The organism is Marinicella litoralis (assembly GCF_002591915.1).
GTDB classification, from domain to species: Bacteria; Pseudomonadota; Gammaproteobacteria; order Xanthomonadales; family Marinicellaceae; genus Marinicella; species Marinicella litoralis.
Genome location: NZ_NIHB01000001.1, coordinates 65,509 through 92,086 on the forward strand (window position 1 = coordinate 65,509; position 26,578 = coordinate 92,086).

Annotated in this window: 23 protein-coding genes; 11 read left to right on the forward strand and 12 right to left on the reverse strand. The window is 44.5% G+C overall.

Annotation, left to right across the window (positions count from 1 at the left end; translation table 11 throughout):
• Nucleotides 1–7 precede the first annotated feature (7 nt).
• Both CCS90_RS14885 and CCS90_RS00350 read right to left on the reverse strand, forming a co-directional pair.
• Nucleotides 8–160 carry a hypothetical protein gene (locus CCS90_RS14885; protein WP_162846745.1) on the reverse strand — a complete coding sequence of 51 codons (153 nt, stop codon included), beginning with the start codon at nucleotides 158–160 and terminating at the stop codon, nucleotides 8–10.
• 161 nt (nucleotides 161–321) lie between these two features.
• Nucleotides 322–513 carry a hypothetical protein gene (locus CCS90_RS00350; RefSeq protein ID WP_099017526.1) on the reverse strand — a complete coding sequence of 64 codons (192 nt, stop codon included), beginning with the start codon at nucleotides 511–513 and terminating at the stop codon, nucleotides 322–324.
• A gap of 206 nt (nucleotides 514–719) precedes the next feature.
• Between CCS90_RS00350 and CCS90_RS00355 the strand changes: the two genes are divergently transcribed.
• The 6 genes from CCS90_RS00355 to CCS90_RS00380 are packed head-to-tail and all read left to right on the forward strand — an operon-like array spanning nucleotide 720 to nucleotide 8,677.
• Nucleotides 720–1,619, forward strand: a complete 900-nt coding sequence (locus tag CCS90_RS00355) for a recombination-associated protein RdgC (protein ID WP_099017527.1) — start codon at nucleotides 720–722, stop codon at nucleotides 1,617–1,619.
• Nucleotides 1,619–2,266: an HD domain-containing protein gene (locus CCS90_RS00360; protein WP_099017528.1), complete on the forward strand. Its 648-nt coding sequence runs from the start codon at nucleotides 1,619–1,621 to the stop codon at nucleotides 2,264–2,266. The genes CCS90_RS00355 and CCS90_RS00360 overlap by 1 nt, the downstream gene beginning before the upstream one ends.
• Nucleotides 2,267–2,270: 4 nt before the next feature.
• On the forward strand, nucleotides 2,271–4,271 hold the full coding sequence (locus CCS90_RS00365) for a transglycosylase SLT domain-containing protein (RefSeq protein ID WP_099017529.1): 2,001 nt from the start codon (nucleotides 2,271–2,273) through the stop codon (nucleotides 4,269–4,271).
• On the forward strand, nucleotides 4,217–5,506 hold the full coding sequence (locus tag CCS90_RS00370; protein ID WP_306475071.1) for a multifunctional CCA addition/repair protein: 1,290 nt from the start codon (nucleotides 4,217–4,219) through the stop codon (nucleotides 5,504–5,506). The genes CCS90_RS00365 and CCS90_RS00370 overlap by 55 nt, the downstream gene beginning before the upstream one ends.
• A 4-nt stretch (nucleotides 5,507–5,510) precedes the next feature.
• Entirely contained in the window at nucleotides 5,511–8,033 is a 2,523-nt protein-coding gene (locus CCS90_RS00375) for a M14 family zinc carboxypeptidase (RefSeq protein WP_099017531.1), read from the forward strand.
• A gap of 2 nt (nucleotides 8,034–8,035) precedes the next feature.
• Nucleotides 8,036–8,677, forward strand: coding sequence for a sulfotransferase family 2 domain-containing protein (locus tag CCS90_RS00380; RefSeq protein WP_133566438.1), 642 nt, complete (start codon nucleotides 8,036–8,038; stop codon nucleotides 8,675–8,677).
• A 291-nt stretch (nucleotides 8,678–8,968) separates the two neighbouring features.
• Here CCS90_RS00380 and ggt read toward each other — a convergent pair whose 3' ends face one another.
• The gene (ggt, locus tag CCS90_RS00385) at nucleotides 8,969–10,663 is read right to left on the reverse strand and encodes a gamma-glutamyltransferase (RefSeq protein WP_099017532.1); all 1,695 of its coding nucleotides are present in this window, start codon (nucleotides 10,661–10,663) and stop codon (nucleotides 8,969–8,971) included.
• A gap of 97 nt (nucleotides 10,664–10,760) precedes the next feature.
• On the opposite strand from ggt, the gene CCS90_RS00390 reads away from it, so the two are divergent.
• Together CCS90_RS00390 and CCS90_RS00395 are read left to right on the forward strand one after the other, a co-directional pair.
• Nucleotides 10,761–11,288, forward strand: a complete 528-nt coding sequence (locus tag CCS90_RS00390; protein WP_133566437.1) for a hypothetical protein — start codon at nucleotides 10,761–10,763, stop codon at nucleotides 11,286–11,288.
• Entirely contained in the window at nucleotides 11,281–11,871 is a 591-nt protein-coding gene (locus CCS90_RS00395) for a hypothetical protein (protein ID WP_099017534.1), read from the forward strand. The genes CCS90_RS00390 and CCS90_RS00395 overlap by 8 nt, the downstream gene beginning before the upstream one ends.
• Here the strand turns inward: CCS90_RS00395 and CCS90_RS00400 are convergent, their stop codons facing one another.
• The 8 genes from CCS90_RS00400 to upp form a co-directional block, all read right to left on the reverse strand.
• On the reverse strand, nucleotides 11,872–12,333 hold the full coding sequence (locus CCS90_RS00400; protein ID WP_099017535.1) for a GNAT family N-acetyltransferase: 462 nt from the start codon (nucleotides 12,331–12,333) through the stop codon (nucleotides 11,872–11,874). It lies immediately after the preceding gene.
• A 175-nt stretch (nucleotides 12,334–12,508) separates the two neighbouring features.
• Nucleotides 12,509–12,922 carry a helix-turn-helix domain-containing protein gene (locus tag CCS90_RS00405; protein ID WP_099017536.1) on the reverse strand — a complete coding sequence of 138 codons (414 nt, stop codon included), beginning with the start codon at nucleotides 12,920–12,922 and terminating at the stop codon, nucleotides 12,509–12,511.
• 159 nt (nucleotides 12,923–13,081) lie between these two features.
• Nucleotides 13,082–13,561: a YybH family protein gene (locus CCS90_RS00410; RefSeq protein ID WP_099017537.1), complete on the reverse strand. Its 480-nt coding sequence runs from the start codon at nucleotides 13,559–13,561 to the stop codon at nucleotides 13,082–13,084.
• 578 nt (nucleotides 13,562–14,139) lie between these two features.
• Nucleotides 14,140–17,271 carry a VPS10 domain-containing protein gene (locus tag CCS90_RS00415; RefSeq protein ID WP_099017538.1) on the reverse strand — a complete coding sequence of 1,044 codons (3,132 nt, stop codon included), beginning with the start codon at nucleotides 17,269–17,271 and terminating at the stop codon, nucleotides 14,140–14,142.
• A 14-nt stretch (nucleotides 17,272–17,285) separates the two neighbouring features.
• Nucleotides 17,286–18,050 (reverse strand): hypothetical protein, encoded by a 765-nt coding sequence (locus CCS90_RS00420; protein ID WP_133566436.1) that lies wholly within the window; start codon nucleotides 18,048–18,050, stop codon nucleotides 17,286–17,288.
• A 303-nt stretch (nucleotides 18,051–18,353) separates the two neighbouring features.
• A complete protein-coding gene (locus CCS90_RS00430) occupies nucleotides 18,354–19,409 on the reverse strand; it encodes a 2OG-Fe(II) oxygenase (protein ID WP_099017541.1) in 1,056 nt (351 codons plus the stop codon).
• Nucleotides 19,410–19,427: 18 nt separating this feature from the next.
• The gene (locus tag CCS90_RS00435) at nucleotides 19,428–20,135 is read right to left on the reverse strand and encodes an SGNH/GDSL hydrolase family protein (protein ID WP_162846744.1); all 708 of its coding nucleotides are present in this window, start codon (nucleotides 20,133–20,135) and stop codon (nucleotides 19,428–19,430) included.
• Between the two features lie 9 nt (nucleotides 20,136–20,144).
• Entirely contained in the window at nucleotides 20,145–20,771 is a 627-nt protein-coding gene (upp, locus tag CCS90_RS00440; protein WP_099017543.1) for a uracil phosphoribosyltransferase, read from the reverse strand.
• Nucleotides 20,772–21,217: 446 nt separating this feature from the next.
• On the opposite strand from upp, the gene CCS90_RS00445 reads away from it, so the two are divergent.
• Together CCS90_RS00445 and bioB are read left to right on the forward strand one after the other, a co-directional pair.
• On the forward strand, nucleotides 21,218–22,402 hold the full coding sequence (locus tag CCS90_RS00445) for a PQQ-dependent sugar dehydrogenase (protein WP_211336966.1): 1,185 nt from the start codon (nucleotides 21,218–21,220) through the stop codon (nucleotides 22,400–22,402).
• A gap of 367 nt (nucleotides 22,403–22,769) precedes the next feature.
• The gene (gene bioB, locus CCS90_RS00450) at nucleotides 22,770–23,735 is read left to right on the forward strand and encodes a biotin synthase BioB (RefSeq protein ID WP_099017544.1); all 966 of its coding nucleotides are present in this window, start codon (nucleotides 22,770–22,772) and stop codon (nucleotides 23,733–23,735) included.
• 97 nt (nucleotides 23,736–23,832) lie between these two features.
• On the opposite strand, the gene CCS90_RS00455 is transcribed toward bioB, so the two are convergent.
• The gene (locus CCS90_RS00455; RefSeq protein ID WP_099017545.1) at nucleotides 23,833–25,095 is read right to left on the reverse strand and encodes a right-handed parallel beta-helix repeat-containing protein; all 1,263 of its coding nucleotides are present in this window, start codon (nucleotides 25,093–25,095) and stop codon (nucleotides 23,833–23,835) included.
• 290 nt (nucleotides 25,096–25,385) lie between these two features.
• Here CCS90_RS00455 and CCS90_RS00460 point away from each other — a divergent pair, with 290 nt between their 5' ends.
• Nucleotides 25,386–26,546, forward strand: a complete 1,161-nt coding sequence (locus tag CCS90_RS00460; RefSeq protein ID WP_099017546.1) for an aminotransferase class I/II-fold pyridoxal phosphate-dependent enzyme — start codon at nucleotides 25,386–25,388, stop codon at nucleotides 26,544–26,546.
• Nucleotides 26,547–26,578 lie beyond the last annotated feature (32 nt).

Below are 26,578 nucleotides of genomic sequence, written 5' to 3' on the forward strand. Positions count from 1 at the left end.
CATCGCTTTATTTGTTTCTTCTGTCCGAACTTTGCCTGCGATCTGAATTACTGTCTTCTTCGCGACTTTCAGCTCTGCGGTCAGTTTGATCACTTCTGCGATTGGCTCGTCTTCGCTCAATCGGTTCGTAACGATATGATTTTTTTGCTAACTCAAACATTTTTTAGGCCCTAATATTATTATAATTTGCTCAAACACAACACCAAGATAGATAAACTAACTATTCTCAGCTTAATTAAAAAATACCACAGATAGTCAGACTTTTCATTATATTCAGCAAAAACCGCGCAGTTTCTGACACAAAGGACCGCTTATTGATTTTTATTTTTTGTGCCCACCCCATTTGTCGACATTTTTACGGCGATCATCAATCTTCCTTCGATCATCCTTGTCAGGTTCCCAACGCACGTCGTCACGGCGGTCATTCTCAGAATTCCTGCGTTGTTTTTTCCTTTTTTCAGAACGACTTTTATCAGGCTCTTTCTTTTTGTTTTTTTTAAAAAAACCAAACATGCTTAACTACCTCATCTCTTCACTGTTTTAATTATCTGCCAAAACAGATTATACACAAATAAAATAGCATAAAATTCCTTAACTGTCTTCATTGAATGATGAAGTTTTTATATGACCAGCCTTGCCGAGACCAAAGATTAACTGAGATAAGTGTAACCATGGTGTCTTTTATTTATTAAAATAACAGCTTTTTTTAAGGATGATTTATGTGGTTTAAAAATGCTCGATTATTTCAACTCAATGAAAACTTTACTATGGATGCAGAAGCATTTTCTGACGCCCTTAAAAATGATGCATTAAAATCTTGCGCTCCCATGGAAGCCGTTTCAAAAGGCTGGGTTTCGCCTTTTGGTGAAGGCAGTGAGTTGTTCGTATTGAAGAGTGGCGATGCCATGTTGTTTACCTTAGGTATGGAAGAAAAAGTGCTGCCCGCTGCAGTGGTCAATCACCAACTGAACCAACAACTGAATTCAATCAAATCAGAAACTGGACAAAAACCAGGCCGCAAACAACAAACTGACATGAAACAACAGCTGATGCTGGAAATGTTGCCCCAAGCCTTTGTCAAACCGAAATCCGTCAGTGCTTACATCGACTTAAAATTGAATTTATTGGTGGTGGATTGCGCCAGCCAAAATGCAGCTGAGGACCTGGTTTCACAACTGCGTCAAACCCTGGGCTCTTTCAAAGCCTCGGCCTTTGGTCCATCGTCTTCGATGGCACAAGTTTTGACCCAATGGGTGTTACATGCCGAAGGGGCTGCAGGATTTCAAATCGACAATGAAATCGTATTAGAAACCTTGGATGACAACAAAGGCGTGGTTCGCGGGCGCAACATCGAACACCTGGATGATCAAATGAAACAACACATTGACAACGGCTATTTGGTGACTCAACTGGGTCTTGAATACCAACAACGTGTTGAGCTGGTTTTGGCTCATGACATGGGCATCAAAAAAATCAAGTTCACAGACATTGTTCTTGACCAATTGGATGAAGCAACCATTGAATCTGAATGGCAAATGCTGGACAGTCGATTCACCTTATTCAGTTTAGAATTAAGGGCCATGTTAAAAAGCCTGTTTGAAGTTTTCGGCAGCCCATAATGAACAGCCAATCCATTGATGTCGATTTTTGGCAAACAAAATTCGAAAGCCACATCAGTCAACTAGAAGCCGTTGACCCTGGTCACGACATCAATCACATCAAAAGGGTGGTTAAATCGGCACTGCAATTTGCCGATGAAGAAGGTGCTGACGTGGCGGTGGTATTGCCGTCGGCTTGGTTACATGACTGTGTGCAAGTGGCCAAAGACTCGCCGCTGCGATCTCAGGCGTCTCAATTGGCGGCCAAACAAGCCACCCAACTGCTGTCCTCCTGGGGTTATCCTGAACAGTACATGACAGACATAGCACACGCCATTGCCGCCCACAGTTTTTCAGCCAATATCAAATGCGAAACTTTGGCTGCCAAGGTGGTTCAAGATGCTGATCGAATGGATGCTTTGGGCGCCATTGGAATCGCCAGAACCTTTTTAGTCGGTGCCACATTTGGCAATCCCTTAACATTTCATGAAGACCCTTTTTGTTATCATAGAAAACCGGATGATCAAGCCGCCATTGTTGATCATTTTTACACCAAATTGTTGAAACTCAAAGACAGCTTTCAGACCGATGCTGCCAAAAAAGAAGCCCAACGACGACATGATTTTATGCAAGTGTTTTTAAAACAACTGGAATCTGAACTGATATAAATTGATGAACATCACCCACAAAAAAAATACCGGACGGACACTGATTTCTATGCGGTGTCTTGCGGTGTTGTGTTTAATAACCCAATCCTTGGTCTCAATGGCCAGCGTTCAGCAACAAAGACAGCTGTTCGGAAAACTTTACAGCCTAGCACTGGCTGGTCAAGAACAACAAGTCCAACAACAACGCCAGCCATTGAACGGCTACCCCATTGAACATTACTTGGACTATGCTTTGATTCAAAGCAAAATGCAGACGCTGCCTGAATCAGCCATTGCGGATTTTAAAACCAAACACCCCAACAGCCCACTTAATAAAAGATTGAAAAGTGCCTATTTAACTGCCTTGGGTAACCAGGCACAATGGCAAAAATACCTACAACACCACCAAGGCTTTGACCAAGGTAAAAAACAATGCTGGTATTTACAGGCTCGGATTAAAACCGGTCAAACCCAAGGCATTGAGCCTTTGATCCAAGCCATGTGGTTAAGTGGTTTATCGGCACCTGATGCTTGTAACCCTGCTTTCAAATGGTGGCAAGACCAAGGTCACATCAGTGAAAATTTATACCTTCAGCGCATTAAACTGGCCTATGAAAGCCGCAACAGTTCGTTGATTGAACATTTAAAAAAGAAGTTAAAACAAAAACCGTTGTGGGTAGATCAAGCTTTGTCATTGATCAAAGACCCAGCGGCAAGCTTACAACAATCGACCCAATGGCCCCCCACAACAGAAACCCAATGGTTGGTTTTTAAAACCAGCCTGTGGTTGGCCAAAAAAAAGCCCGCCACCTTACATGGGTTTTGGCCCCAAGTTAAAGCCGCTCATGCTTTGACCATGGCCCAGGTCAACCAAATTGAAAGACAGATGGCCCTGTTCGCAGCGACCGATTACGAACATTTTTCAATTGATGCGATGAAACAACTGCCCGCCGACATGAAAGACGATCAAATCAAAGCATGGATTGTTCGTTATCACCTTTTCAATCAGCAATGGCCAGATGTACTACACGCCTTGAAACAGATGTCGAAAAGACAACTTGACCAGGCCAGGTGGCAGTATTGGCTCGCAAGGGCTGAAGCCAAACTTGGCAACAAAGCAGTGGCCAAAAGCATCTTTAAGAAATTAAGCAGCCAAACCAATTACTATGGTTTCTTGGCAGCAGATCACATGAGATTGCCTTACCAGCTTTGTCATCAACCACCAGCACCAGCAACTGCTAACTTCACACCCCCGGCGGGCATCAACCGTGCCATCGAATTACACCATATTGGCTTTCTCAGTATGGCGCGCAGTGAATGGAACCTCGGTTATCGCGGCTTAAGCAAAACTGATAAACAGGCTTTGGCCAAACGGGTTCAACAAGAGGGCTGGTATGCCAAGTCCATCGCCATTATGGCCGATTTAGGACAATGGGAAAATTACCAGTTGCGCTACCCCATTGCGCATCAAAAAATCATCCAACAACACGCCAACGGTAACAAACCGATGCCGCAGTGGGTGATGGCCATCATTAAACAAGAAAGCGCCTGGACCAAAGATGCCGTATCGCATGCCAATGCCCATGGTTTGATGCAATTGTTACCCACCACCGCAAAACAACTGGGACAACAACTGGGCATCAACATCACACAAAACAATGAATTACACCAAGCGCCTCTGAACATCTTGTTAGGGGTTCAGTACCAGAAAAATTTGTACCAACAGTTTGACCATCCCTTGTTGGTGGCCGCTGCCTACAATGCCGGCGAACGCAAATCAATCGATTGGAGTCAGGATTTTCCTGCCTCGCCGGATGTCTGGCTTGAAACCATCCCCTACAGAGAAACCCGTGATTACATCACCAAAATTTTATCCAATGTAACCATTTATGACTGGTTGATTAACAAGCAACCAAAAAGAATCAGTCATTGGATGCCAACCATACCGATCAACCAAGCCGCCAGCCAACCATGGCCAAACGCCACCATCAGCCAACAACTCGCGACCATCCAATGTTCGCCGTAGATTTACCCAACACCGAGACTTATTTGGTCGGCGGGGCTGTCCGTGACAAGCTCTTGAACTTGCCCACCAAAGACAAAGATTATGTGGTTGTTGGCGCCACGCCAGAACAAATGTTGGAGTTAGGTTTTGTGCCAGTGGGTAAGGACTTTCCGGTTTTCTTGCACCCCGAAACCAAGGATGAATATGCCCTGGCCCGAACCGAAAGGAAAACCGCCAAGGGCTACCACGGCTTTGAATTCAACACTTCCACCGAGGTCACCCTTGAACAAGACTTGATGCGTCGCGACTTGACCATCAACGCCATGGCTATCGATGAACACGGCCAATTAATCGACCCATTTGGTGGCCAACAAGACATCAACCAAGGTGTGTTGCGACATTTATCGCCTGCATTTGCGGAAGACCCCGTGCGGGTGCTGCGGGTGGCACGATTCATGAGTCGACTCAGCCATTTGTCATTCACAGTCCACCCTGAAACCATGATCTTGATGCAACAGTTGGTTAATCAAGGAGAAATTGAAGCTTTGGTTCCAGAACGTGTTTGGCAAGAAATAAAAAACTCACTGAACCAAGTTACGCCTTCTGCCTTCTTTATGACCTTGCGTGAATGTGGGGCTTTAAAGGTATTGTTACCAGAAATTGACTGCTTGTTTGGCATTCCACAAACCAAACAATGGCACCCAGAAGTGGATACAGGGATTCATGCCATGTTGGCGATAGACCAAGCCAAAAACACAGAAAATGATGTGGCTTTTGCGGTGATGGTTCACGACCTGGGTAAAGGCATCACACCACCACACATCCTGCCCAGCCACCGTGGCCATGAGTCGGCCGGAATACCCCTGGTCAAAGCCGTTTGTAAGCGGCTCAAAGTACCCAGTCATTACAAAAAACTGGCGCTGTTGGTGTGTCAATGGCACCTCCACGCACACACCATTATGGAGCTGCGGCCAGAAACGGTTGAAAAACTGTTTTCAAGACTGGACGGCTACCGAAACCCCAAGCTGGTAGAAAAATTCATCCAAGCTTGTCAGGCTGACGCCACCGGACGATGGGGCGAAGCATTCAAGACCTATCCACAGGCAGACTACATCAGATCACTGTTCAAAGCGGCTCGTCATGTTGATAAGCAGCCGTTGTTTGAACGCGGTTATCAAGGCACCGAACTGGGCGAGCAAATTAGACAATTGCGAGTGTCTGCCATACAATCTATGAAACAAAAAATAAAACAATAAAACCATGAAAAAATCCATAACCTTGATTTGCCTGTTACTGAGCAGTTTTTCTTTATTGGCCAAACCGATTGAATACTTTCTGCCCAAAGGTGAAATGTTTGATGCCAGCATCCCATCTCCTGAAGCGGTGCTAGGGCAACCATTGGGCAAACAACACTTAAGACACGATCAAATCATCAGCTATTTAAGTATCTTGGCATCTTCAAGACCAGAAGCCAAAATGATTGATTATGGCAAAACCAATGAAGGTCGCAGGCTGGTGTTATTGGCCATCAGTTCAGCAGACAACATCCAAAACCTTGAACAGCTCAAAAGCGATCCTGATACCTTAAAAATATGGAATGGCTTCAGTGTTCATGGCAACGAATCCAGTGGTGCCAATGCATCGGTATTGTATGCTTGGTATTTATTGGCCACCAACAACCCAGCAATCAGACAAGCTTTAAAAGAGACCGTGGTATTGATTGATCCAAGCATCAACCCAGACGGGCTGGCTCGATTCACTACCTATGTAAACAACAACCGTTCCTTGACCACGGTCACCGATGACAACGACATTTCCCACGTCGAACAATGGCCCAGTGGTCGAACCAACCATTATTGGTTTGATTTAAATCGAGATTGGCTGTTATTGACCCAAACCGAATCGAAAGCCAGGTTAAGCCAGTTCCATGCTTGGCAACCTCACATTGTGACAGACCACCATGAAATGGGCGCTTCTTCTACGTTCTTTTTTCAACCGGGTGTACCCAGCAGAAAAAACCCTTTGATCAGCAACAAGAACTTGGAACTGACCAATGAACTGGCAAAATATCACGCCAAAGCCTTGGACCAAGTCGGACAATACTATTACAGCAAAGAAAGTTTTGATGATTTTTATCCTGGAAAAGGATCCACCTATCCTGACTTACAAGGCAGCATCGGTATCTTGTTCGAACAGTCACGAGCCAACGGCGGGGTGATGGATACGCGCAACGGACAACGCAGCTTAACCGATGGCATCAGAAATCAATTCTTGACGGCGCTGTCTACTTTTACTGGTGCCCAAGCCAACAAGAAAGCCTTGATTGATTACAAAAAAGACTTTTTTGAAAAGGCCATGCAAGCTGCCGGCAAATTAAGCACCAATGGCTTTGTCTTGGATGTGTCAAAAAATGCTTACGACGCTGAAAAATTGAAATCGTTTCTGACCCAACACCAAATTAAATTTGCCAATGTAGCCGCAGACAAAACCATCAAAGACCACACCTTTAAAAAGAACCAATCCTTGTACCTGACTTTAAACCAAGCACAAACCACCCTGATTCAATCCTTTTTCAATACCGACACCACATTCAATGACAACACCTTTTATGACGTGTCTGCATGGCATTTAGGCATGGCCTGGGGATTTCCGTGGGCACCGGTAACTGGTGGCATCAGCACCAACAATGAATGGCCCAGCAGCCAACCCAAAAACAGCTACCAAAAGAATGCCATCGCTTATGTCTTTGATTGGCACAGTGGCAATGCACCAGCTGCCTTAAATTACATCAGCCAACTACATGACAATGTACTGGTATCCGGCAAACCTTTGGCAGTTAATGAGGTCAAAGTTCCTGCCGGTAGTTTTATCTTACCGGTGGATGCTGATACCAATCAAGACCAGCTGTTTTCTACCCTCAGTTCAGTCACTGATGCCTTTCAGGTGCAATGGTACCCGTTGACCACGGCATTGGCCGACAGTGGGGTTGATTTAGGCTCTCCCAATGTACAAAAACTCAAACAACCCAAAGTCATGATGGTCGTTGGCAATGGGGTCAATGCCTACCAAGCTGGCAGTTTATGGCATTTATTTGACACGCAAGTCTATTTACCCATCAGTAAAGTCAGGACCGCCTACTTTAACCAAGTTGATTTGAATGAATACACCCACATCATCATGCCCAGTGGCAGTTATGAGCGGTACTTGGATGAAAAAACCAGCCAAAAACTTAATAGCTGGATCAATTCAGGCGGGCATTTAATCGGCATCCAAACAGCCGCAAATTGGATTGAAAAAAACCTCCAAAAGCCTGAAAAACAAGACCAATCAACTACCGAAAAAACACCTGCTGATAAAGCAAACAAAGACCCAAAAGAAGCGGTTGTTCGCAAAGCCTATGGTGATTACGAAAAAGAGGCCGCTGAAAAAGTATTGGGTGGCGCCATTGTTTCGGCCGATGCTGATTTAACCCATCCATTGGCATTTGGTACCCACCTCAGCAAACAACACGTCATGATGAAAGGCAAGTCGGTACTCAAGCCGACCAACCAGCCCTATGACACCCCGCTGCAAGCCACCGAAGCAGTGAAAGCCGCTGGTTTTGTTTCTGATTATTGGGTAGAGAAATTAAAGAATGCACCCTTGGTGACAGCACAAAGACAAGGACAAGGCAGCATCATTAAATTTGGTTTCAATCCGAATTTTCGGGCTTTTTGGTATGGCACCCAACGGTGGATCATCAATGCGATCTTTTTATCGGACTTGATTCGAAACACCAAATAATAATGAAGGCCATAGCCAAACTAAAAAACGGCTTTAAAGTAAAACGCAGGTACCTGAAGAGGAAGATACACACCTTTCCTCTTTGGTACCAGGAACCTGATTATATTTTCATTCATATCAACAAAACGGGAGGCAGCAGCATTGAAAAAGCATTGAACCTGCCTTTTGAACACTTGACCGCGCTTGAAAAAATACAAGAGGTTGGGACAAAAAAATGGCAAGAAAAATTCACCTTCGCCTTTGTCAGAAACCCATTTGACAAAGTGTGTTCGCATTACCGTTATCGAGTTAAAACCAATCAAACCCAATTAAAAGTCAAACCCCTCACTTTCAGTGAATGGGTTCAATTAAGTTATGGTGAACGCGACCCTGATTACTATGACAAACCCAAAATGTTCATGCCACAAACCCAGTGGCTTTGCGACAATGCAGGCCAATTGTTGGTCGATGAGGTCTACCAATTTGAGAAGCTGCATACTGATTTCGCCGAATTCTGCCAAAAACTCGAGATTTCAGATGCCCAATTGCCACACCTCAAAGCCTCACAATCTGTTGATTACAGGGCCTATTATGACGCCAACAGCAAAGCCATTATTGAGCAACGTTTTGCCTCAGATTTAGCACGTTTCAATTACCAATTTTAAATTTCAGACAAAAAAAATCCCAAACCAAAGCTGGATGGGATTAAGAGGTATAAACCGAATGTTTGAGAAATCGGTTATCGGGCACATTTGTTAAGCATTACAATAACATACGCTATATTCTTAAAGCAAGCCTTAACCTGAAAAATTTAAAATTAATTTTAACTATATTCCATAAATATTTGATTTATATACCTTTTAATGTTTTGTGAAATTTTGTCTAAATACCACTGTTTTTAACCAAAAAACCACCGAACAAAGGAATGACGGTGGTTGTCTCAAGTGTTGAACCATTCAATAACCAGCCGCATGTCCGTCTTTTCTTGACTCAGATGCACCCCAATAAACCCCGTTGGGTGCTCGCATGATCGCTTGGTAACCACCGTATGGACCATTGGCAAACTGAATGTTGTGGCCCATGCGCATCAAAGACCTGATGGTTTCATACGGATAACCCGTTTCTAAATTCAATACACCACCATCATTCATTACTTCACCTGTGGGTTCAGAAGAACCGCTGTGGTGGATTCTAGGTGCGTCACCCGCAGCTTGTATGTCCATACCGAAATCGATCATGTTGATAACGATTTGTGCATGCCCTTGTGGCTGCATCGCGCCACCCATTAAACCAAAACTCATCCAAGGTTTGTTGTCCTTGGTAACGAAGGCTGGAATGATGGTATGAAATGGTCTTTTACCGCCTTCAAACACATTGAAGTGCCCTTCCTCTAGGGAGAACATTTCACCCCGATCTTGTAAAATAAAACCCAAGCCAGGAGGCGTCATGCCTGAACCCATGCCTCGGTAATTACTTTGAATCAATGAGACCATATTGCCATCCTTATCAGCCGTGGTCAGGTATATGGTATCGCCATGCTCTAAAGCTGGATTTCCGGCAGGGTAATGTTTGCCAGCCCGTTTTAAATCAATCAATTCGGCACGCTTTTTGGCATAACTTTTTGCAATCAGTTCTGCCACTGGAATTTTGTTGTAGGCCGGATCGGCATAGTATTTCGCTCGGTCCTCAAACACCACTTTCTTGGCTTCGGTAAACAGGTGAACAAATTCAGCTGAATCATGTGCCATCTTCGACAGGTCATGCTGTTCGATGATGTTCAATATTTGCAAAGCAGCAATGCCCTGACCATTCGGCGGTAATTCCCACACATCATAGCCGCGATAATTGGTGCTGACCGGCTCAATCCATTCACCTTGATGGCTTGCCATGTCTTCATGACTTAAGAACCCGCCATTGGCTTGCATATAGCGACTGATGGTTTCAGCAATTTCACCTTTGTAAAAAGCATCACGCCCACCTTGGCTCAATGCCTTCAAAGTGTTGGCCAAACCCTGGTTTCGCCAAACCTCTCCTTCTTTCGGCGCCTTCCCATCAACAGTAAACTGCTCAGTGAAACCCGGGTACTTGCTTAACAGTGGCACCGAACGGTTCCAATAATAAGCAATCAATTGAGTGACCGGAAATCCCTTTTCAGCATATTTAATGGTCGGTTCCAGCACAGATTTCATGGGCAGCTGACCAAATCGTTCATGCAACATGAACCAGCCATCAACAGCTCCAGGGACAGACACCGGCAATGGACCATGTGATGGAATTTTGTCGTAGCCATTATCTAAAAACCATTGGCGACTGAGTGACTTGGGCGACCGTCCTGAGCCATTCAAGCCATAAAGTTTTTCGGTTTTGGCATCCCAAACTATAGCAAAAATATCACCACCCATCCCATTACCCGTGGGTTCAACCAAACCCAACATGGCATTGGCAGCAATCGCCGCATCGATGGCATTACCCCCTTGTTTCATCACATCCAGCGCCACTTGTGTGGCCAAGGGTTGAGAAGTGGCCGCCATGGCTTCGGTGGCCAAAACAGGAGAACGGGTAGCAAAAGACTTGCCTGTTACACGATCTGCTGCCTGAAGGGTCATGGAAAAAATAAGGGCGAAGAAAATGGTAAGCATAAAATTTTTCATTTTTTTGTATCTTTTGTGTTGGGAGTTCGTAAAGATTATAATCTAATTTTTCTTGATGGGCATGAATATGGTAGATCAAAGCTACAGCAGATCCGGTTTGTTAAATTTTCTGAAAGAAGCGGCGGTCACTGGCATCATGAATCCAGCGGTGGCTCGCAGCAGAAAAACGGCCGCAGAAAAATTACTTGATCATGTTTCTGCTGAAGAACGCATCAACCTTCGCATGTTGGATGTGGATGAATTGTGCTCTCGCATCCATAAACTCGAAGATTCATCCATACGCGAAGAGGCCATGAACCTCTATAATTCCCGACTGAAGTCCGCATTGGCCGATTATTTTGACTGGCTGCAGAACCCAGAGTCATTCACCTCATCGGGCAGTCACATGGCACCGGTCAAACAAGTCCAAAAACGCGATCGTGATGAGCAGAAAGCCTTGGAGTCAATTGCCTTGCACCATGCGGGAACACAAGATGACATCATCCCCATCCCCTTGCGAGAAAATTTAATAGTTTACTTACAAGGACTGCCATTGAATTTAACTGCCAAGGAAGCCACCAAGATTGTCAATGTGGTTAAGGCCTATGTGCAAAGCGATTCAGACCAAGGAACAGCCGATGAATAAATACCTGATGTATGCACCGATGGCTGTTTTTGGTTTAGCGGCTTTTCTCTTGTTTCAATATTTCATGGCACAAAACACCGAACATGCTTTTCGAGACAACTTGGTCCCTGAGCTGATTGGGTTTTGTTTGGAAGGGTTTTTCTGGATTGGCTTGTTGTCCTATTTTCAAAAATCCAGAGAGATGCAGCGCAAAAATGAATTGTGGTTGTCTTTAAGGGGTTCCTTGAGGAGCTTTCTGTCCTATTTGGACATTGGTTTTTTGGGCCAACATGCCGAACCCATGCCGTCCATCGCCTTAGAAAAAGACCCCACCATCATCACCCGTTTCATTACCCAGGTTGAAAACCATGAACTGGATATAGAGAGCATGGTGTTTTTGAAAACAACCTGCATCAACTCGCTGGCCTTGGTTCGTGATTTGGTACCGGTAGCGGCACAACTGAGTGCTGGACACATGCGTTGGTGGATAGCCATCACCGATTCCATGCGCCAATTGGCCGATTCCAGCGACCGCATCAAAATAGAAAAAAACACCTTGATACTGCTGAAAAACATCCAAGAGTTTGATGCCTTGGAATATTGATTAAACTAAAGGATAAACCATCAATGGCAACAGGCGCCCAGGGATGCTCAATGATTCAAGTGTCCCAACCTGCAAGCACCCTTGTTTGCGATAAAAGTCGGCGGCGTAAGGATCTGATTGAATCTTCAGGAAAAGGTGGTGTTTGGCACGGGCTTTTGTCACCGCATGTGAAAACAACTGTGCTCCCACGCCTTGGCCGATGAAATCTGGATCGACAAACAAAGCATCGAGCTCTGCAGTCGATGAATCAATGGCGATCAATTGATAAAAGCCCAATAGGTTCGAACCTTTGCTGGCGATAAAAGTCGGGTGTTGTTGGATGTCGTTTGCTTGGTAAGTCAGCTCTGCCTTGACTTGTTGCATGAAGGCTTCATCATAGCCCCAGTGTGCTTTGGATCGCACAGCCAAAGCACCGATGGCTGCGGCATCATGGGCTTGGGCTTGAGTAATGATTACTGACATACATGATTTTTCTGTGAAGCCATTTTATTATCAACAGCATCAGCCTAGGTATCAACCTTTAATTGCTTCACAAGGGTCAATGGCCACTGAACAGGCCATTAGTGGTTAAGGTTTGCGCCGAGCTCATTTTGCGTGTGTTTTTACGCTAAAATTCTGCGTATGGTTATACACCTATTCACCAAATTCGTTTGTCATCTCCATACCTGATCGCAAGCCCGGTAAAATATGTTGCCATAAATAATCCAGCAGCTATATGCTTGCTATCAAAAGCAAACAGCGCCAACAACCCAAATACCAGTAAAGAAAATTCTGCATAGACTTGAATTCGCCTTGATGCGACTCCAAAAAATGCAAGCCTCAGCCACCAAGGTTGCTCTTTCCAAACTTCTGATTTTTTATCTATCACTGTAATCTCCTCTGTTAGTTTTGAAATTTCAACTTCAAATACGGAGGCAAGACTTTTAAGTGTTTCTAAACTGGCCTTTTTTCCACTCTCAACCCTCTGAACAGTTCTCACATTTAAACCACAAAGTTCAGCCAAGTGTTCCTGAGACCAATTATTTTTATCTCTTAATTTTTTAACAATCATATTTGCTCCGCTTCATTCTGCGATGAAATAGTGTCATTTAGATATAGCTGTCGGCCACGACTTTATACCGACAGCAGCCAGACAATGGTATTTCTGCAACGTAGTAGCTGTGCGGCGCAAACAAAGCGCAGCGTAGTTTGCCTCCGAACGAGCGCCTTGTTAGGCATCGTTATTCATGTGAGGGACGCTGCTATTCCAGATAACACGTGCCTGCTTCCATGAACCATCAGACATCCGTTTGTAAACCCAAAGATACTTCCCAAGCTCATTTTTAGGAGGTCCACCCTGCACCTTTGAGGTCAGAATTTGTGTGAAGGTGCCACGATCAAATGCCCAATCGTCAGCTATAACAATTTCTTCGCTACTGTACTTTATCTGAATATCAAAGGCTTCAAAAAATCCTCGCATAGCACCAGTAACGTCTACAATTCCAGCGATAACCGGCATGTTCGGCCCCATCATCACAATGTCATCAGCAAAATGCTTACGCATATCTTCGACACTGCCAGCATTTTCTGCTGCTTCGGTCTCCTGTCTAGCTTTATCAATTAGAGATAGATTGGCAGAATTCTCGGATGGCTGACATGCGATCATTATCATTGTGAGAAATAATCCTGCAAAGACAAATTTAAGATTCATAATAGTACCTCCTGTCGTTAATGGTAACCAATCAGATGCCTAACAATTTATTATTAGTGCATCAGTGTCATCTATCAAGATATTGGCTTCTATTCGTGCACGCTTTTTTTTAAGGATTTATTGTAAGTCATTGATTTCTGACTTTGAAGGAAATTATTGACTGCATGATTATCAGGAAATGAGCGGATAGATGTGCACAAATGCCTTTATTTAGGCATATTACTGGCTAAACGTGCATAAAATGAAAGTTTTCGATTCCCGCATTGATTGAAATGTCCTGTTCCTATTACATCATTTCAGTGGCTTTCTTGGCATACAACGGCTGCCTTAAAGCACCTGCTGTTGATGACCGCATTATCCAGGTGCGCGTTTACTCGGTGACCACTAGACATCAACAACTTGAAAGATCGAAAGCATGGCTTCCTCCGCTCGCCTGCTGGAATGACGGGGATTGAAAGGTTTTCTGAACAATTGATACACCGATTTTGATCATTTATAGCGAGCAGTGCTTGGATTTAATGGCGTGATAAAAAAAGGGGTCTGATCAGACCCCTTGCATCAGAAAACAAAGTTGAAGATCAATGGTAGACGTGACCACCATTGACAAACCACGCCTTATTGACTTTTTGGGTGGCCAGGCCCAAACCATTTTTCTCATCCCAGGTGGCCCGGTCTAACAGTTTGATCGGCTGATCATCACCCAATGATTTGCTCAGGGCTGGTAACTGTTGATCAAGTAAATCTTGACCCGCTTTGAGCGCCACACCGACTTCAGCCACCAAAGTATCGGCTTGTTGATATTGGGTTTGGCTGGGTTTGCCATTGAATCCAACCACATCACCAAACAAAGTTCCTAACTGCTCTCGCAGCTTGGATTCGCCGGTGATCATGCCTTTTTTGGTGGCGGTGAAGCGGGCATTCAGCTGGTTATAAGCTTTTTCAAACTTTTCAACTTTAGCCTGCTGTGATGACTTCAATCCTTCCTTTTCATTCAGTTGAGTCACCACGTCTTTCAACTGGGCCAACTGAAAGGTCAAATCATTGATGGCATCATACAGCTTCATCGACAAGGCTTGTTGTGCCATGCGGTCTGCTTTGCTGTGTGACGAACGGGGATCAGGTACCAGCTCAACCGTTGAGTAGTACTTTTTCTTGCCTTTGATCAATTCCACCTTATAAGTCCCTTCAGCAACCCTGGGACCCTGGAAGCCCGGGACCAATGAAGTGGATGGTGGGAACTTCGGTGCTTTCAAACGCATCGGCCAATCCACGCGGTTGATGCCGCGTCTTTTACCAGCCACCAAAGAGGTGATGATTTGATCCTGGTCATCCAGTACATTGATTTTCATGTCACCAAACATGTGGCGTTTTTTCAAATAATAGGTAATGACCGCCACTTCTGATGGGTTTTCGCCAATGAAATCATTGCCCCCAGAAAAGCTTTGTAATGCACCACCTTCCACCATCACCGATGGCCTGGATGGCAACATCACCACATTTTCCGACAGCATTTCTTGGGTCAAAGCACGCAGTGGTGAAATGTCATCGATGATGTAAACGCCGCGTCCATGGGTGGCTAATATTACATCGTGTTCAGTCGGGTGAATGACCAAATCATGGACCGCCACTTTGGGTAAATTCTCTTTGAATCTGGCCCAAGTAGATCCTGCATCTAAACTGATGTATAAACCAAATTCGGTACCAAGGAACAACAATTCAGGGTTCACACGGTCCTGTTTCAACACCCAAGCATAACCCAAATCATCGGCGGCCAAGGCGCTCCATGATTGACCATAGTCATCGGTTCGATAAGCATAGGTCTGCATGTCACCGGTGCGGTGACCATCGAAAGTCACGAAAGCCGTGCCGGCTTGATGTGGACTGGCTGACACCCGAGACACCCAGGTTCCTTTAGGAATGCCTTTGATGTTTTTACCGACATTCTGCCAGCTTTCACCGGCATTTTTCGAGACGTGGATGATGCCATCATCCGAGCCCACCCACAACAATTGATCATCGACCAAGGATTCAGCAATGGTGTAAATGGTGGCATTGTTTTCTGCCGTTGAATTGTCGATGGTGAGTCCGCCGGTACTGGCTTGGCGCTGACGTTTGGGATCATCGGTGGTCAGGTCTGGTGAAATGGTGGTCCATGATTCACCTTGATCCATTGAGCGGTGCAGGTACTGTGAACCGTAATACAGGGTGCCCGGATTAACTTCACTGACCAACAAAGGGGTGTTCCAGTTAAATCGCAACATTTCTTCGCCGTCACCGGCCACTGGTGGGATGTTTTTAACTTCCCCAATGTGGCGGTTCAAACGCAATAATTTACCGCCTTGGTATTCAGAGTAAATGATGTTCGGGTCTTGTTTATCAACAAAAGCCCAAAAGCCATCACCCATGCCGATGGAATTCCAATCTCCTGGCTTGATGCCACCTGGAGCCCTGGAAGGCCCTTCCCAGGAACCATTGTCTTGTAGGCCGCCATACACATGGTATGGCCATTGGTCATCGTGTGACACGTGATAAAATTGACTGACGGGTAAAGTACCGACCATGCGCCAATTGCCACCTTTGTTGTAACTGATGTAAACGCCACCATCGGTGCCCAGTACCAACTGATTGGGGTTTTTGTCATTAATCCACAAAGCATGATGATCTGGGTGAACCGGAAAATTAAACCCACCGCCAAACATGGATGAAAAAGTTTCTCCACCATCTGTACTGGTCACTGTGATAAAACTTGGCTTATACACCCGCTCTGGGTCAGTGGGGTCCACTTGTAATTCGCCAAAATAAAATGGCCTCATTTGAACCATGCCAGCATCAGATTTTTTCTGCCAACTTTTACCCATGTCATCTGAACGATATAAGGCCGTACTTGCTGACTCCACAGTGGCATATACGGTGGTACTTTGTGATTTAGCAATGGCCAAAGCGATGCGGCCTTTTTCACCTTTTGGCAATCCATTACTCAGTTCTTGCCAGCTGTCGCCACCATCAACCGATCGGTACAAACCGCTGCCTTCGCCACCTGAAGTAAAGTAATCTGGGTGGCGTCTAAATTGCCACATGCCAGCATAAATGATGTTCGGATTGTGAGGATCCATTACCAAATCTGAACAACCTGTGGACTCATTCACATACAACACTTTTTCCCAATTCAAGCCTTGATCAGTGGTGCGATAAACACCCCTTTCTTTGGCATCACTCCACAGCGCGCCCGTGGCACAAACAAACACCGTATCACTGGATTGGGTGCTGACTTCAATGGCCGCAATGCGCTCGGTTTTTGCCAAGCCCAAGTGTTTCCATTTCTCACCAGAATCATCAGAAAAGTAGACCCCGTCACCCACCGAAACGGTGTTCCTGACCCAAGATTCACCCGTACCTACCCAGATGTTTTCCTGTTGATTGGGATCCACTTTGACTGCGCCAATAGATTGGTTGTGTTCATCAAAAATGGGGTCAAAACCAATCCCACCATCTTTTGATTTCCACAAGCCACCACTGGCTGTACCCACATAAATAATGGGTACATCACCAGCCGTGGCATCTAGCGCAGATATGCGGCCACTCATAACAGCAGGGCCTATAGACCTGGCTTTAAGCCCGCCGAATGTGTAAGAATCTATCTTGATGTCTTTGGCCCACAGGGTCGTGGGCAAAACAGCAGCAACAATCAGTCCACTTATCAATTTTCTCATTGGCTCAGTCCGGCTTATTCGATGGCTTCAGCGGCTTCTTTTTTCTCAGCGACTGCAGGCATTACAAATATTGAATCATCAATTTCTGTGTTAAATTCAACCTTATCAAAATTCATGCCTTGTAGGTTTGAACCATTGATTTTAACGTCCATGCTGTGCGGAATCGGCACACCGGCTTCACCCACTTCTTTGTAATCACTGAAGTAAGTTTCTGCTTCAATTTCTTGACCCATCATGCTCATTTTGGCGCGGGTCATTACTTCAAGCTTGTACTCTTGATCCAAGAACAAATGAATCACGTCACCGTTCTTTTTGGTGGCTTTGATTTCAACCACATCAGTGCCTTCAATTTCAGTCGGGCCGATTAACTCAAGCTCAATGCCTTTTTCTTTTGAGTTGATCAATGGACCTTCAATGTCAGCCTGGTCTTTGATTTGTTTTAACTCATCTTCTGACATCAATACAGCTTCGGGTTTACCCATGAAAGGCATCACTTGCCAACCAGTTACACCGTCAAAAGCTTGAATCCCTTTCATGCCTTGCACTTCAAAAGACATGTAAACTTTGTCTGGTGCTTTGACGGTAAACGTAAAAGGAAACTCCATTGGTCCTGAAGTCATTGTTCCAGTTGCTGTCATTGATTGGGTGTTTTCAATCACTTCCATGCCACCTTTAGCCTCCACATATTCGGCCAATATTTCATCTAAACTTTGTTCTGCTTGCACGGTGAATGACGAACCAACCAAACCAGCAATTAACCACAAACTGTTATTTTTCATGTTTTCTCCAATAGCTAAAAATAATTTATCAATCATTGTACTTATTTTTATGGGTTTCATCAGTGCTGTTGGTCACATTGTTACATGCATGACATGCGACCTATGTCATGACCTCAGCGTACTGCCTTATAGTAATTGGTCACTGAAAAAAACCAAGTGCTTGACTATTGTGGGTAAAGACACTTTTCAATTTGGTACCATGAAAATGAAAGTTAAATTCAACCAAGACCACAACGGTAACTCCACTTCATTGTCGTTGATTGGTTGGGGGAAACCTCAAATATATGACAAACAGAACAAACTTTAAACCGACCTACCCAGCCACCGCCTGAGTTTTCTTAAGGGTGCGGTCATTTTCCAGGAGCTTGAGTTTTCCAACTCTTGAACCCGGTTAAGCAAACGAGTTTCGTCATAACTCAACAACGCCATTTGTCGTTCGATCAGCTCAACTTGTTTGCTGGGGTTGGCGCCCAAGGTTTTGTATCGCAGCACATCGGTTTTTAATTGGTTGATTTCGATGGTCTGAGCCGTAATGGTTTTGTACAACCTGGCCAAGTGTTGGTCTCGACGAGCCACCGATGCTTTGATTTGATTGATTTCCTTATCTGTCAAAACCTTGTTAACCAAAAAATCAGGCGGTAAATGCCTTTCAACATAAATGGTTGAATGAGGGTCTATGCTTTGTTGTCTTTTGTTGGTGTAGTAATACAAAGCAAATGATTTTCTGCTCACACCCTGTTTATCATCGGGCAAACCAATCGGAGGAAAGCCGTGCCAAGAATGGTTGTGGGTTTCAAAAATAACCGCTCGGTTAAACAGCGGTATTACGCGGGTGATTTCATCTTCATCAGGATCTAATCTTGGGTTCTTATGAAACTCCAAATTGCCACCCCAAGAGGCGTCCCATTCATGGTTTAAATAAACAATTAAATTCAAACGGCGGTGGTGATTGGTGATGGGATGGTGGGTAAAATCAACATGTGGATCAAGCTCTTGACCATCTAAATTGTTGTGGGTGCCGCCGCCAATATAATGCGGGTCATAAAGCAAATCATCGATGCCAGTGATTTGAGAAATCATGGCCAAAAACTCAGGACTTTGAAACATTAAATCCAATGATCGATACGAATGACTGATTTGGCTGACCGTTTGGACCACGGCTTTTTTACCCAGTGTTTTGTTTTCATCGATCGCGTCTTTGTTGTCAAAATCTGGGAAATCATCCAACAATTTTTGACAAAATGATGTGGTGAAAAAATCGTCAATCACCACATGCTTGAAAGGCTTGGCTGTGTCAAAACTTTGTTGGATTGAATCCAGTTGATTCAGTGTGGAGTGATTGATCAATTGTTCTATCATGGTTTTAAGTGTGGATGATTAATGCTGACATTCAATAACAGACTTTGCAATGTCATCTGACAAATATTGTGCCCACAAAGCATAAACTTTTGGGCCTGGATGAAAACCATCGACTGCCGCCTGAGCCTCAGGTGGGTATCCCCTTAATGAGTGAAACATGACGCGATCTTGTCGGTCACATAATGCAATCAAGGCTGTATTAAAATCATCGGCACACTGACCCATATAGGCATTCAATGGCCACGGCAATGCTGGAAATTCCCTGACCGGTGGCAAACCAGATACATAGGTCATTTGTGGTGAAAATTTTTGATCAATCAGCTCGAGTAAATTTTGTTGTTGCTTGAGCCAGCTTTTAACCGGCACTTGTGCGGTGACGTCATTGACTCCCAAAGCCGTGATAACCACATCGTATGACTGACTGGTTTGTGACTTTAATGCTTCAATCATACCTGCTGTGGTTTGCCCGGTTTTGGCCAACATCTGATAATTCACCTGATGTGCTGGGGCAAGGTTTTTCAACAGCTGCCCCAATAAAGAAGCTTCGGCGGTTTCGGCACCAACACCGGCTGCTGAAGAATCGCCCAACAACAGCAGCTTTATGGGCTTGCCGTGGCCCAGCGACCCACTGGTTTGATCCACTGGCTCTGGTAATACAGGTGTCTTTTTACGCACCCACAGACCTTGTAATAACAACAAAGGGCCCAGCAGGTATTTATAGATCATCATGGCGGCTTACAGCGTACCAAATATTTTATCACCCGCATCACCCAAACCAGGCAAGATATACCCTTGTTCATTCAAATGACCATCTATGGCAGCGACATAAATATCCACATCAGGATGAGCCGCTTCAATTCTGGCCAATCCTTCAGGTGCGGCCACCAAAAAAATACCTTTGATCTTGCGGCAACCTGCTTTTTTGAGCAACTCCAATGTCGCCGCCAAAGTGCCGCCGGTCGCCAACATGGGGTCAATCACCAGCACATCTCGGTCTTTGATGTCAGTAACCAATTTTTCATAATAGACTTCGGCTTCCAATGTCTCTTCGTTGCGAGCAAAACCCACCACCGAAACACCGGCGCCTGGAATCACTTGTAACACACCATCTAACATCCCCAAACCAGCCCGTAAAATGGGTACCACAGAAATGTTTTTACCACTGAACTTTTCAACTTCAGTGTGCCCTGCCCAAGTTTCTATCTGGATTGTTTCGGTGGTTAAATCTCTGGTCGCTTCATAGGTCAACAACACACCAATTTCTGAAACGATGGTCCTGAAGTCTTTGACTTTTATGTTCTTCTGACGCAACAAACCGACTTTGTGTTTAACCAGAGGATGATTGATTTCGTGAACTGCCATGTTGTTTCTTATGTTTTAAAGGCAATGATTTTAACAGATGTGGCATTTAAACCATACAGACTTGTTGTTGAAGTTGGCGCGGCACTGGCAGCTGGATGACGCAAAAGTGACGTTATGGCGTAAAGCCATTAATGTTTCAATGGATGATTTAAACTGAAATGAGCACAACAATAAAAACCAAGACATGAACACAGATACGGCAAATTTTTGGCTTGTATTTAAAGTTTAAAAGTTGAAATCCGATGCTGAATTGTCTCAATTAATCAAAGACATCAACAACAAAAAACCGCTCTGAACAATCATTTTATAACCGCTAAGTCATGATTAATTACCGTTCATGCGATTGCCTATGGACGATTTTAGCCCACTGTATTTAGACTGAATAAGCACAACCAACTTATAAGGGTTGGTTGATTACATTAAATAAAATTAGACAGAGGTGGATTGTGAAAATATTGTTTTGGTTTTGTCTGGTAGGTACCACCCAAGTTTTGTTGGCTCAACCGGCATTTTTAGGCACTGAAAATGTGGCCAATGGTTTTTCATCGCCGGTCAGTGTGACCCATGCGGGCGATGGCAGTAACCGTTTGTTTGTCACCCAACAAGGTGGGCAAATCAAAGTGGTTGAAAATGGCATCCACCTGCCCACCCCTTTTTTGGACATCAGTGCCCTCATTTCCAGCGGTGGTGAACAGGGCTTATTGGGCTTGGCCTTTCATCCCAACTACAGCAACAATGGATACTTTTATGTTAATTACACCGACAACAACGGTGACACCGTGGTGGCTCGCTACACGGTATCTGATGCAGACATTAACCTCGCAAACCCCAGTTCAGCCTATATAGTTTTGACTTTTGATCAGCCTTTTGGTGCGCACAATGGCGGCGATTTACATTTCAGTCCCAACGATGGCTATTTATATATCAGTTCTGGTGATGGCAGCGGTGACCCGATGGCTTCGCAAGACATCAACAGCTTGTTGGGAAAAATACTGCGAATTGATGTCGATGGTGATGATTTTCCAGCTGATCCCAACAAAAACCATGCCATCCCACCTGACAACCCTTATGTCGGCATCAACGGTGCAGATGAAATCTGGGTCAGTGGTTTAAGAAACCCTTGGCGATTTTCATTTGATCGGCTAAACGGCGATTTATTCATTGGCGATGTGGGCGAAGACACATGGGAAGAATTCAACCATGTACCCGCAACCAGTTCAGGCGGCGAAAACTTCGGCTGGCCCTGTTTTGAAGGTGCTGATGCCTCTGGTTTGAGTGGTTGTGACCCCAATGGACCCAATGAGTTACCCTTTGCAGCTTTACAACACAATCAACCTAACAGCAATTACTGCACAGCCGTTGGCGGCTATCGCTATCGTGGCAGTGAATTTTCAGGTCTTTATGGTTGGTATTTATTTACTGATTGGTGTGATGGTACTTATTTTGTTGCCAGGCCTCTGGGCATGGCTTGGGAAATTCATGACATGGGAACACTCATCGGCGGATTTGCGGTAACCGGCATGGGAGAAGATGAAAATGGTGAACTTTATGCAGTGGCCTGGTCGGCTTTGATGAAAATCACTGGTCCCACTGAAATGGATGATGTCATCTTTATTGATGGCTTTGAGTAAGTGGTTGATTGAATCTCAGCCATCAGAGAAACCAGCGATACAACACTTGTTTCTCTGACCTGAGTCACTTTACTCGGACACGCCATCTGCTGAGTTCAAAGTCCTTTCAGCCAAATCTTCGGCTGACTTTTCTAGCCAAACTGGCCAGTACTTGTTCTTTTTTTTCATGACACTTTCTTGGTGTTTTTCATACCAAGCAAAGTCTTTATCATTTGGGCTACAGAACCTTTATCAGGCAAAACCCAATACCATATCAAGTTCCATTTTTGATGTGTTCAGATTCGAATTGATCATGAAATTTCCTAACAATCATTGACTAAATGCCCCCTGCAACGCATACTTCCAATTTTTAATTTTTCGCTGAATAATGACTGTAAAATCTATCATCAGACACGATTGGACCATTGAAGAAGTTGAACACTTGTTTGCCATGCCTTTTAACGACTTGTTGTTTGAAGCACAGCAAATTCACCGTGAAAACTTCAACCCCAATCACGTTCAAATCAGCACTTTATTAAGCATCAAAACCGGCGCTTGTCCTGAAGATTGTAATTATTGTCCACAGTCCATTCGTTATGAAACTGAAGTCAAAGCCGAGCCATTGATGGCCGTTGATACAGTGGTTGAACAAGCAAGTTTGGCCAAAGAACAAGGGGCCACTCGATTCTGCATGGGTGCAGCCTGGCGCAGCCCAAAAGACCGAGATTTGGACCAAGTGATTAAAATGGTACAAGGGGTTAAAGCACTGGGCATGGAAACCTGTTTGACTCTGGGTATGTTGTCACCGGATCAATCCAAAAAATTATCAGATGCTGGTTTAGACTACTACAACCACAACCTTGATACATCTGAAGAATATTACAAAAAAATCATCACCACCCGGAAATTTGAAATGCGCATGGACACTTTGAAAAATGTTCAAGATTCCGGCATCAATGTGTGTTCCGGTGGCATCGTAGGTATGGGTGAATCACAACGTGATCGCGGTGGTATGCTGATGGCTTTAGCCAATTTAGAAAAACACCCCGGCAGTGTACCGATTAATGCTTTGGTCCAGGTTGAAGGCACGCCCTTGCACGGCATCGATAAACTGGATGAATTGGATTTTGTCAGAACCATCGCGGTGGCTCGAATCATGATGCCACAATCCATGGTGCGATTATCGGCAGGACGCAACGACATGTCTGAGCCGGTCCAAGCCATGTGCTTCCTGGCCGGTGCCAATTCAATTTTCTACGGTGAAAAATTACTCACCACTTCGAACCCAGAAGAAAACAAAGACATGGCCTTGTTCCGTAAATTGGGCATAGAACCGATGCCCAAACGGCATTGATGTTTGGTATCGAAACACTTGAATGCCCGCTCAAGGGTTAATGTCAATCGCACAACCCTTGAGTTTCGTTTTGCATCAAAACAATTGGCATCTGACTTCAATACTGAATATCAAAATCATCGTAATAAATCACATCATCTAATAATTCAATGGCCCCTCTGTCACAACGTGCGGTCCCATTGTGATCACCATCTTGTGCCCGCATCACACCCCTTTGGTCTACTGCTTCACAGCCTATGCCAGGACCTGGAGCCGATGGATGTGCACTGTCCACCACTGGGCTAAAAAAACCTGGTCGGTAATAACGATGCCAGTTATCAGCATCCACCTTCAAAGCAGTTAATTTTGGGTCCTCAGTTAAATTGGTCGAACCACCACTGAGACAAGACGTGTCTGAAGAAATGTTCCAATTGTCTACACTCAAATCAATGATTCCATGAGAACAATCTACATTATTGAGATTAAACACTGAATTGCGAATGTTCAGCTCCGGCACGGTGGCTCCAGGATTCACTGCAACACCAAAACCCAATTGATGATTGGCTATGGTTGAATTTCTTATAAAGACATCTGCAGCCACGGCATAAATACCCGTCCTGTCATTATCAAAAACCGTGGAGTTCCTCAGGGTTAATTGGCTGCTGTCAGCTATGGCGTCATAACCGACAAAGATCGCTTCTTGTTGATCATTGTTGAAATTTAGATTTTCAAAAACAGTGGATTGTTTGATGTCGGTGGCCCCATAAATGGTCAATGCACCCCCTTGGCTAACCGCCGCATTACCGACCAATACACTGCCAACGACCTCCAATTCACTCAAAGGACTGAGGTAAATGGCACCGCCGGAATTGGCTGTATTGTCTTCAAACCAGACTTGGTTAATTTCAACCTCATTGCCGGTACTGATGTTAATGGCCCCGCCATTGCTGTCACTTGAACCATTGATTATCTTGAAACTTAAAAATGACACCAAGCCGCTGTTTGATAACACATGAAAAACCCGATCACTCAAACCATTGGCATCGACCGTTGGAAAATCTTCAATGTCTTCAACGAATGTACCAATAGCCACAGACTCAGTGATGTCTAAATCTCCAGTGACGGCGGCATTCTCATTGGAACCAGTCCGGGTCAATCGAATGGTGGCATTCCCTGGCAGTACAATGATGTCAGTTCCTGCCAGTGCATTGGCTTCCATAACCGCTGCCCGCAAAGTACAAAAACCACCTGTAGGTATATCACAAACCCCATCTCCTGGATTGTCGTCAACATGATCTTGCACGGTTAAATTAACTTGAAAAATAGCTGCCGATGTTGCGCCAGCGACCAAAAAAAGACAGGTCAGTATCAATAATTTCATTATTTACTCCTCATTGTGCCTAAGCACGCTTTAAATTCAGATTGATCAAACTTTGATCTCCATTTTCAATGGAATGAGCATCATAATGAAAAGCGACCTTGGCTTAATGATGGTTTCCTGATGATTAAATGATGGTTGGCTCATCCTGATTTGGCTAACAAAAATCTAACGAAATAAGCGTTCAATGCGGAATAAATGGTTTTTAAAAATCCTTTAAAAAATAACTTCATTCAGCACTTTAATCCCCAGAGCCGGTACAATATTAAATAACTTAAACCAATCAACATGCCTTGAACCCAGAACAACTAGCAAAACAACTGGCAAAACTCAAAGCCGATAATTTATTCCGTGAACGCATGACCCGAACTTCTAAAGTCGGGCGATATGTATCGATTGAAGGTCGCAAAATGTTGAACTTCAACAGCAACGATTATTTGGGTTTATCCAACCACCCTGCGGTAATTTTGGCAGCACATGATGCCGCCAGTAAATTTGGCTTTGGCTCGACTGGCTCGCCATTGATGTCTGGATACACTTCTATGCATCAAGAGCTAGAGTTCGCCATGGCTGACTTTCTGAACTATCCCCGTGTGCTGTTGTTTTCAGCTGGCTATTTGGCCAATTTAGGTGTGGCCCAAGCCTTATTAAAACGCAAAGATTGGTTTATTCAAGACCGTTTGAATCATGCTTCATTGATTGATGCCGCACAAATCACAGGCGCTGAACTTAAACGTTATCCACATTTAAACAACGCAAAAGCCGAGGCATTGCTGAAAGAAGACATCAATCGATTTAAACTGTGGGCCACTGAAGGTGTGTTCAGCATGGACGGTGACAGTCACGATTTGTTTTCTGCTGCATTGAGTGCGCATACATACAATGCTTTGTTGTGGGTGGATGATTGTCATGGGGTAGGCGTGATGGGTGAGAAAGGTCGAGGTGTGTTAGACACCATGGCATTGAGCGAATCTGAAGTACCTATTTTATCTGGCACTTTTGGTAAAGCCTTCGGTACTTCTGGTGCTTATGTGGCGGCATCAGACACTTTGATTGAAACCATCATTCAAAAAGCCCGCACCTATAAATACAACACTTCACTGCCGGTACCGGTGGTGGCAGCCACCTTGAAGGCATTAGAAATCATTCGCACCGAGCCTTGGCGAAGAGAAAAAATATTGGAACTGATTTATTATTTTCAAAAAGGTTGTGAACAATATGATTTGGCCGACCAGGCAAAATTCACCAACTCGCCAATCCAACCCATTGTGCTCAAAACAGAGCAAGCGGCGATGGAAAAATCGGCTTACCTTAAAGCATGTGGCATCATCACCACTGCCATCAGACCACCAACCGTACCGAAAAACCAATGTCGCTTGCGCATCACCCTTAACAGCGAACTGGAACGTGAGGACATCGATTTATTGATCCAATGTTTGATTGGTAATTATTGATGTTGAGTAAGCAAAAAAACCAGCCATTTAAT

Bases quoted from the DNA above. Each gene is read 5' to 3' on its own strand.
- CCS90_RS14885 (WP_162846745.1), bottom strand. From the start codon at position 160: ATGTTTGAGTTAGCAAAAAAATCATATCGTTACGAACCGATTGAGCGA.
- CCS90_RS00350 (WP_099017526.1), bottom strand. From the start codon at position 513: ATGTTTGGTTTTTTTAAAAAAAACAAAAAGAAAGAGCCTGATAAAAGT.
- CCS90_RS00355 (WP_099017527.1), top strand. From the start codon at position 720: ATGTGGTTTAAAAATGCTCGATTATTTCAACTCAATGAAAACTTTACT.
- CCS90_RS00360 (WP_099017528.1), top strand. From the start codon at position 1,619: ATGAACAGCCAATCCATTGATGTCGATTTTTGGCAAACAAAATTCGAA.
- CCS90_RS00365 (WP_099017529.1), top strand. From the start codon at position 2,271: ATGAACATCACCCACAAAAAAAATACCGGACGGACACTGATTTCTATG.
- CCS90_RS00370 (WP_306475071.1), top strand. From the start codon at position 4,217: ATGGCCAAACGCCACCATCAGCCAACAACTCGCGACCATCCAATGTTC.
- CCS90_RS00375 (WP_099017531.1), top strand. From the start codon at position 5,511: ATGAAAAAATCCATAACCTTGATTTGCCTGTTACTGAGCAGTTTTTCT.
- CCS90_RS00380 (WP_133566438.1), top strand. From the start codon at position 8,036: ATGAAGGCCATAGCCAAACTAAAAAACGGCTTTAAAGTAAAACGCAGG.
- ggt (WP_099017532.1), bottom strand. From the start codon at position 10,663: ATGAAAAATTTTATGCTTACCATTTTCTTCGCCCTTATTTTTTCCATG.
- CCS90_RS00395 (WP_099017534.1), top strand. From the start codon at position 11,281: ATGAATAAATACCTGATGTATGCACCGATGGCTGTTTTTGGTTTAGCG.
- CCS90_RS00400 (WP_099017535.1), bottom strand. From the start codon at position 12,333: ATGTCAGTAATCATTACTCAAGCCCAAGCCCATGATGCCGCAGCCATC.
- CCS90_RS00405 (WP_099017536.1), bottom strand. From the start codon at position 12,922: ATGATTGTTAAAAAATTAAGAGATAAAAATAATTGGTCTCAGGAACAC.
- CCS90_RS00410 (WP_099017537.1), bottom strand. From the start codon at position 13,561: ATGAATCTTAAATTTGTCTTTGCAGGATTATTTCTCACAATGATAATG.
- CCS90_RS00415 (WP_099017538.1), bottom strand. From the start codon at position 17,271: ATGAGAAAATTGATAAGTGGACTGATTGTTGCTGCTGTTTTGCCCACG.
- CCS90_RS00420 (WP_133566436.1), bottom strand. From the start codon at position 18,050: ATGAAAAATAACAGTTTGTGGTTAATTGCTGGTTTGGTTGGTTCGTCA.
- CCS90_RS00430 (WP_099017541.1), bottom strand. From the start codon at position 19,409: ATGATAGAACAATTGATCAATCACTCCACACTGAATCAACTGGATTCA.
- CCS90_RS00435 (WP_162846744.1), bottom strand. From the start codon at position 20,135: ATGATCTATAAATACCTGCTGGGCCCTTTGTTGTTATTACAAGGTCTG.
- upp (WP_099017543.1), bottom strand. From the start codon at position 20,771: ATGGCAGTTCACGAAATCAATCATCCTCTGGTTAAACACAAAGTCGGT.
- bioB (WP_099017544.1), top strand. From the start codon at position 22,770: ATGACTGTAAAATCTATCATCAGACACGATTGGACCATTGAAGAAGTT.
- CCS90_RS00455 (WP_099017545.1), bottom strand. From the start codon at position 25,095: ATGAAATTATTGATACTGACCTGTCTTTTTTTGGTCGCTGGCGCAACA.